This is a genomic window from Streptomyces sp. CO7 (assembly GCF_053474865.1).
The window spans coordinates 295922-301927 of the sequence record NZ_JBRIOU010000003.1 but is presented as its reverse complement, the minus strand read 5'-3'; the positions used below and the strand labels follow the sequence as shown (position 1 = coordinate 301927).

At 71.8% G+C, this 6006-nt stretch carries 6 protein-coding genes; 3 read left to right on the top strand and 3 right to left on the bottom strand.

Going from position 1 to position 6006, the window contains the following annotated elements; all coding sequences use genetic code 11:
- On the top strand, nucleotides 1-545 hold a 545-nt coding region (locus ACOV8S_RS11260), incomplete at its 5' end, for a deoxyribonuclease IV (protein ID WP_448317639.1).
- 7 nt (nucleotides 546-552) lie between these two features.
- Here ACOV8S_RS11260 and ACOV8S_RS11255 read toward each other — a convergent pair.
- Entirely contained in the window at nucleotides 553-1200 is a 648-nt protein-coding gene (locus ACOV8S_RS11255; protein ID WP_448317638.1) for a sulfite oxidase-like oxidoreductase, read from the bottom strand.
- Nucleotides 1201-1383: 183 nt separating this feature from the next.
- Here ACOV8S_RS11255 and bfr point away from each other — a divergent pair, with 183 nt between their 5' ends.
- Nucleotides 1384-1878 (top strand): bacterioferritin, encoded by a 495-nt coding sequence (bfr, locus tag ACOV8S_RS11250; protein ID WP_448317636.1) that lies wholly within the window; start codon nucleotides 1384-1386, stop codon nucleotides 1876-1878.
- Nucleotides 1879-1912: 34 nt separating this feature from the next.
- Here bfr and ACOV8S_RS11245 read toward each other — a convergent pair whose 3' ends face one another.
- Together ACOV8S_RS11245 and ACOV8S_RS11240 are read right to left on the bottom strand one after the other, a co-directional pair.
- Nucleotides 1913-2263, bottom strand: coding sequence for a (2Fe-2S)-binding protein (locus tag ACOV8S_RS11245; RefSeq protein ID WP_448317635.1), 351 nt, complete (start codon nucleotides 2261-2263; stop codon nucleotides 1913-1915).
- A gap of 190 nt (nucleotides 2264-2453) precedes the next feature.
- A complete protein-coding gene (locus tag ACOV8S_RS11240; RefSeq protein ID WP_448317634.1) occupies nucleotides 2454-3806 on the bottom strand; it encodes a class II 3-deoxy-7-phosphoheptulonate synthase in 1353 nt (450 codons plus the stop codon).
- A 300-nt stretch (nucleotides 3807-4106) separates the two neighbouring features.
- On the opposite strand from ACOV8S_RS11240, the gene ACOV8S_RS11235 reads away from it, so the two are divergent.
- Nucleotides 4107-6006, top strand: a 1900-nt coding sequence (locus ACOV8S_RS11235; RefSeq protein WP_448317633.1) for an anthranilate synthase family protein, incomplete at its 3' end; no start/stop codon positions are given.

The window sequence follows — 6006 nt, the reverse complement described above, 5'->3', positions numbered from 1 at the left end:
TGCACACCGGGAGCGCGACCGGCGGGCGGGAGCGCTCCATTGCGCTGAAGCAGGTGCGCGAGCACATGCTGCCGCTGCTGGAGGAGCTGACCCACGACGACGACCCGTTCCTCCTGATCGAGTCGACGGCCGGGCAGGGGTCGTCGCTGTGCTCCCGGGCGGAGGACTTCGGGCCGTACTTCGAGGCCCTGGACGCGCACCCCAAGCTGGGGATCTGCCTGGACACCTGCCACATCTTCGCCGCCGGGCACGACCTGACCGGCCCGCACGGCATGCGGCAGACGCTGGACGAGCTGGTGGCGACGGTCGGCCCGGGGCGGCTGAAGCTGATCCACGCCAACGACTCCAAGGACGTCGCCGGCGCGCACAAGGACCGCCACGCGAACATCGGCGAGGGGCACATCGGCGAGGACCCGTTCCGGGAGCTGATGCGGCACCCGGCCACCGAGGGCGTGCCGCTGGTGATCGAGACGCCCGGCGGCAAGGAGGGGCACGCGGCCGACGTGGAGCGGCTGAAGAAGCTGCGGGAGCAGCTCCAGGACTGAGAACCGCCTAGAGGTCCGGGCCCTCGCCGGGTTCCTCCTGGTAGGAGTACCGCTGTTCCTTCCAGGGGTCGCCGACGTTGTGGTAGCCGCGTTCCTCCCAGAATCCGCGCCGGTCGGCCGTCATGTACTCGACGGCGCGGACCCATTTGGGGCCCTTCCAGGCGTACAGGTGGGGGACAATCAGGCGGAGCGGGAAGCCGTGCTCGGCGGTGAGGAGCTCGCCGTCCTTGTGGGTGGCGAAGATGCTCCGCTCGTCGGCGAAGTCCGACAGCCGCATGTTGGAGCTGAAGCCGTACTCGGCCCACACCATCACATGGGTGACGTCGGGCGCGGGCGGCGCGGCCTCCAGGACGACCCGGGCGGGCACCCCGCTCCACTCGGCGCCGATCATGCTGAAGCGGGTGACGCAGTGCAGGTCGGCCACGACGGTGCTGCGCGGGAGGGCGCCGAATTCGGTGTGGTTCCACGCGTGCTTGGCCGCGTCCGCGGTGGCGCCGAAGACCTGGAACTCCCACCGCTCCGGGCGGAACCGGGGCACCGGGCCGTAGTGGGTCACCGGCCAGCCGCGCTGCAGGCGCTGCCCGGGCGGAAGTTCCGGCTGGGGAAGTCCCGGCTGTGCCGCTTCCCCGGACGCGTGTTCCTCCGGCTGACCCATGTCACCCATCCTGACAGACCCCTCACGGGCCCGAGGAACCGCCTCGGCCGACCGGGGGGCAAAAAGGAACAAAGACGGGTAAGTGTGCACTTACTGGACGTAAGGGCGGCGGGTTGCCATCATGCGGGCGCAGCAGTCTCGCTGCACCCGTCCCATCGATCCGCGTCTGGAAGGACCCGCCGCATGCAGGGCGACCCCGAGGTCATCGAGTTCCTCAACGAGCAGCTGACCGCCGAGCTGACGGCGATCAACCAGTACTTCCTGCACTCCAAGCTCCAGGACCACAAGGGCTGGACGAAGCTGGCCCGGTACACCCGCGCGGAGTCCTTCGACGAGATGCGGCACGCGGAGCTGCTCACCGAGCGCATCCTGATGCTGGACGGGCTGCCGAACTACCAGCGGCTCTTCCACGTCCGCGTCGGCCAGACCCTCACCGAGATGTTCGAGGCGGACAAGCAGGTGGAGGTCGAGGCGATCGACCGGCTGCGGCGCGGCGTCGAGGTCATGCGGGCCAAGAACGACATCACCTCGGCCAACATCTTCGAGGCGATCCTCGCGGACGAGGAGCATCACATCGACTACCTGGACACCCAGCTGGAGCTGATCGAGAAGCTGGGCGAGCCGCTGTACATCTCGACGGTGATCGAGCAGGTCCAGCCGGACTCCTCGGCGGGCTGAACCCTCGGGCCGCCGCGGACGGGCGGGCCGGCCCTCAGGCCGCCTCGGGGTAGGCGCGCGGGAGCACCGGCACGACCGGTCGGGGCAGCGTCTCGACGCCCTCGTCGGGGAGGCCGTCGCCCTCGCCCGGACCGCCGACGCGGCCGGGGCCCTCGGCGGGCACCTCGCCGGGCGCGGCCAGCGCCTCGGAGGGGCGCCCCTGCTCGATGAGCTCACGGCGGGGGCAGGTGCCCCGGCCGAGGATGGCCTGGATCCGCTTGACGCAGCCGCCGCAGTCGGTGCCGGCCTTGCTGGCGGAGGCGATCTGGCGGGGGGTGCACGCACCGGCCTCCGCGTGGCGCTTGACCTGCTCCTCGGTCACGCCGAAGCAGCTGCACACGAACACGTCGCTCCACCCCCGTCCTGGGATCGCCTGCCGAAAGGGCCTCGCCGGGCGGAAGCCGGAAGCTCCGGTTCCGTTTGGTGAGGCAAACCTAACCTAACCCACGGTTTCGCACCCGGGAAGACCGATGGGGCGCGGATCCCTGTGATCCGCGCCCCATCGTCAGGCCGTCCTCGACCACCCGCTCAGCGGGTCACTGCGAGCGGTACATCTCCGCCACCAGGAACGCCAGGTCCAGCGACTGGCTGCGGTTGAGCCGCGGGTCGCAGGCCGTCTCGTAGCGCTGGTGCAGGTCGTCGACGAAGATCTCGTCGCCGCCGCCCACGCACTCGGTGACGTCGTCGCCGGTCAGCTCCACGTGGATGCCGCCGGGGTGGGTGCCGAGCTCCTTGTGGACCTCGAAGAAGCCCTTGACCTCGTCGAGCACGTCGTCGAAGCGGCGGGTCTTGTGGCCGGAGGCGGCCTCGAAGGTGTTGCCGTGCATCGGGTCCGTCACCCAGGCGACCGTCGCGCCGGAGGCGGTGACCTTCTCGACCAGCTCGGGGAGCTTGTCGCGGATCTTGTCCGCGCCCATCCGGACGATGAAGGTCAGCCGGCCCGGCTCACGGTCGGGGTCGAGGCGCTCGATGTACTGCAGCGCCTCCTCCGCGGTGGTGGTGGGGCCGAGCTTGATGCCGATCGGGTTCTGGATCTTCGACGCGAACTCGATGTGCGCGTGGTCCATCTGCCGGGTCCGCTCGCCGATCCAGACCATGTGGCCGGAGACGTCGTAGAGCTTGCCGGTGCGCGAGTCCACCCGGGTCAGGGCGGTCTCGTAGTCCATCAGCAGCGCCTCGTGCGAGGCGTAGAACTCGACGGTCTTGAACTCCTCGGGGTCCGTCCCGCAGGCCCGCATGAAGTTCAGCGCGTTGTCGATCTCCCGGGCGAGCTGCTCGTAGCGCTGGCCGGAGGGGGACGACTTCACGAAGTCCTGGTTCCAGGCGTGCACCTGCCGCAGGTCGGCGTAGCCGCCGGTGGTGAAGGCGCGCACCAGGTTGAGCGTCGAGGCGGAGGCGTTGTACATCCGCTTCAGGCGCTCGGGGTCGGGGATCCGGGAGTCCTCGGTGAAGTCGAAGCCGTTCACCGAGTCGCCGCGGTACACCGGCAGTGTCACGCCGTCGCGGGTCTCCATCGGCTTGGAGCGCGGCTTGGAGTACTGGCCGGCGATCCGGCCGACCTTCACCACCGGCACGGAGGCCGCGTAGGTGAGGACGGCGCCCATCTGGAGCAGCGTCTTGAGCTTGGCGCGGATCTGCTCGGCGCCGACGCCGTCGAAGGACTCCGCGCAGTCGCCGCCCTGGAGCAGGAACGCGTCCCCCTTGGCGACGGCCGCCATCCGGGCCTTCAGCTGGTCGCACTCGCCGGCGAAGACCAGCGGCGGGTAGCTCTCGAGCTCCGTGACGACCTTGCTCAGGGCCTTCTGGTCGGGATACTCCGGCTGCTGGGCAGCGGGCAGGTCTCGCCAGGTGGGCACGAAGGTAGCAGGGCTCTCAAGGTTCACGGTCACGTCAGCAAGGGTACGGGCTCGCCTGCGGCACGCCGACGGGAGCCCACACTGTGGGACGCTCCGTCCATTCCTCGCACATCCGCCTCCGCGCTCCGGTAGGGTTCCCGCCATGTCAGCACACGCGCAGCACCTGCAGCAGCATCTGCAGCAGCACCTGAACTGGTGGTGGACCGCTCCTTCGGCGGCCCACTGACTGCGCGTATCCACACTTCGCGAAGGCCGCCCGAGGGGCGGCCTTCGGCGTTTTCGCGACCGGGCCGCTCCTCCCCCCACCACTCCCACCACGGAGGAGCACCCGACATGGACCTCTCGCTGCTGCCCGGCGACGGCCGCCCGTTCGCCCTGCTGCGCCGCCGCACCCCCGGCCGTGACCACGACCTCGTCGAGCTGCTGGTCGGCCCGGTGGCCGACTACGAGAAGCTGGCGGACCTGCCGGAGCGGGCGCTGGCCCTGGTGCCGTTCCGGCAGATCCGCGAGCGCGGCTTCGACGTCCGCGACGACGGCACGCCGCTGCTGGCGCTGACCCCCGAGGAGTCCTGCGAGATCCCGCTCGCCGAGGCGCTGGCGCAGCTGCCCGCTCACGAGGTGCGGGTGGAGGACGGCGGCTTCGACCAGGACGACGCCTCCTACGCGCGCACCGTGGAGCGCGTGCTGCGTGAGGAGATCGGACGCGGCGAGGGCGCCAACTTCGTGATCCGGCGCACCTACCGCGGCCGGATCGACGGCTTCGGGGCGGTGGACGCACTGGCCCTGTTCCGGCGGCTGCTGGAGGGCGAGCGCGGCGCGTACTGGACGTTCGTGGTCCACACCGGGGACCGCACGCTGGTCGGGGCGAGCCCGGAGGTGCACGTGCGGATGTCCGGGCAGGCCGTGGTGATGAACCCCATCAGTGGCACCTACCGCTACCCGGCCGGCGGGCCCACCCCGGAGGACCTGCTGGAGTTCCTGGGCGACGCCAAGGAGACCGAGGAGCTGTCCATGGTGGTGGACGAGGAGCTCAAGATGATGTGCACGGTCGGCGACATGGGCGGGGTGGTGGTCGGGCCGAGACTGCGGGAGATGGCGCACCTGGCGCACACCGAGTACGAGCTGCGCGGCCGCTCCACGCTGGACGTCCGCGAGGTGCTGCGGGAGACCATGTTCGCCGCCACGGTGACCGGCTCGCCGGTGCAGAACGCCTGCCGGGTCATCGAGCGGCACGAGCCCGACGGCCGGGGCTACTACGCGGGCGCGCTCGCCCTGCTGGGCCGGGACGCGGGCGGCGCGCAGACGCTGGACTCCCCCATCCTGATCCGCACCGCGGACGTCGCCGCCGACGGCACGCTGCGGGTGGGCGTCGGAGCGACGCTGGTACGCGGCTCCGACCCGGCCGGCGAGGTGGCCGAGACGCACGCCAAGGCGGCCGGGGTGCTGGCCGCCCTCGGCGTGCGGCCGGGGCGGCCGCGGGAGGAGCGGACGGCGCCCCGGCTGGGCGAGGACCCGCGGGTGCGGGCCGCGCTGGACGCCCGGCGCACGGAGCTGGCGCCGTTCTGGCTGCGGATGCGGGAGCGGGCCGAGGACGGCGCCGCGGCGCTCTCGGGCCACGCGCTGGTGGTCGACGCGGAGGACACGTTCACCGCGATGCTGGCCCACCTGCTGCGCTCGCTCGGCCTGAAGGTGACCGTGCGCCGCTTCGACGGGCCGGGGCTGCGCGAGGCGGTGCTCGCCCATCCGGGTCCGGTGGTCCTGGGCCCCGGCCCGGGCGACCCGGGGGACGCCGCGGACCCGCGGATGCGGTTCCTGCGCGATCTGGCCGCCCAGGTGCTGCGGGACCGTCCGCACGGGGTGCTGGGCGTGTGCCTGGGACACGAGCTGATCGCGGCCGAGCTGGGCCTGGAGATCGTCCGCAAGCGGGTGCCGTACCAGGGGGCGCAGACCGCGCTCGACCTGTTCGGGCGGCCGGAGACGGTCGGTTTCTACAACAGCTTCGTCGCCCGCTGCGACGACGCGGCCGCCGCCGAGCTCGCCGCGCACGGCGTGGAGGTGTCCCGGGACGCGGACGGCGAGGTGCACGCGCTGCGCGGGCCCGGGTTCGCCGGGGTGCAGTTCCACCCGGAGTCGGTGCTCACCGTGCGCGGCATCGACGTGGTGCGTGTGCCTGGGACACGAGCTGATCGCGGCCGAGCTGGGCCTGGAGATCGTCCGCAAGCGGGTGCCGTAC

Bases quoted from the DNA above. Each gene is read 5' to 3' on its own strand.
- ACOV8S_RS11255 (WP_448317638.1), bottom strand. From the start codon at position 1,200: ATGGGTCAGCCGGAGGAACACGCGTCCGGGGAAGCGGCACAGCCGGGA.
- bfr (WP_448317636.1), top strand. From the start codon at position 1,384: ATGCAGGGCGACCCCGAGGTCATCGAGTTCCTCAACGAGCAGCTGACC.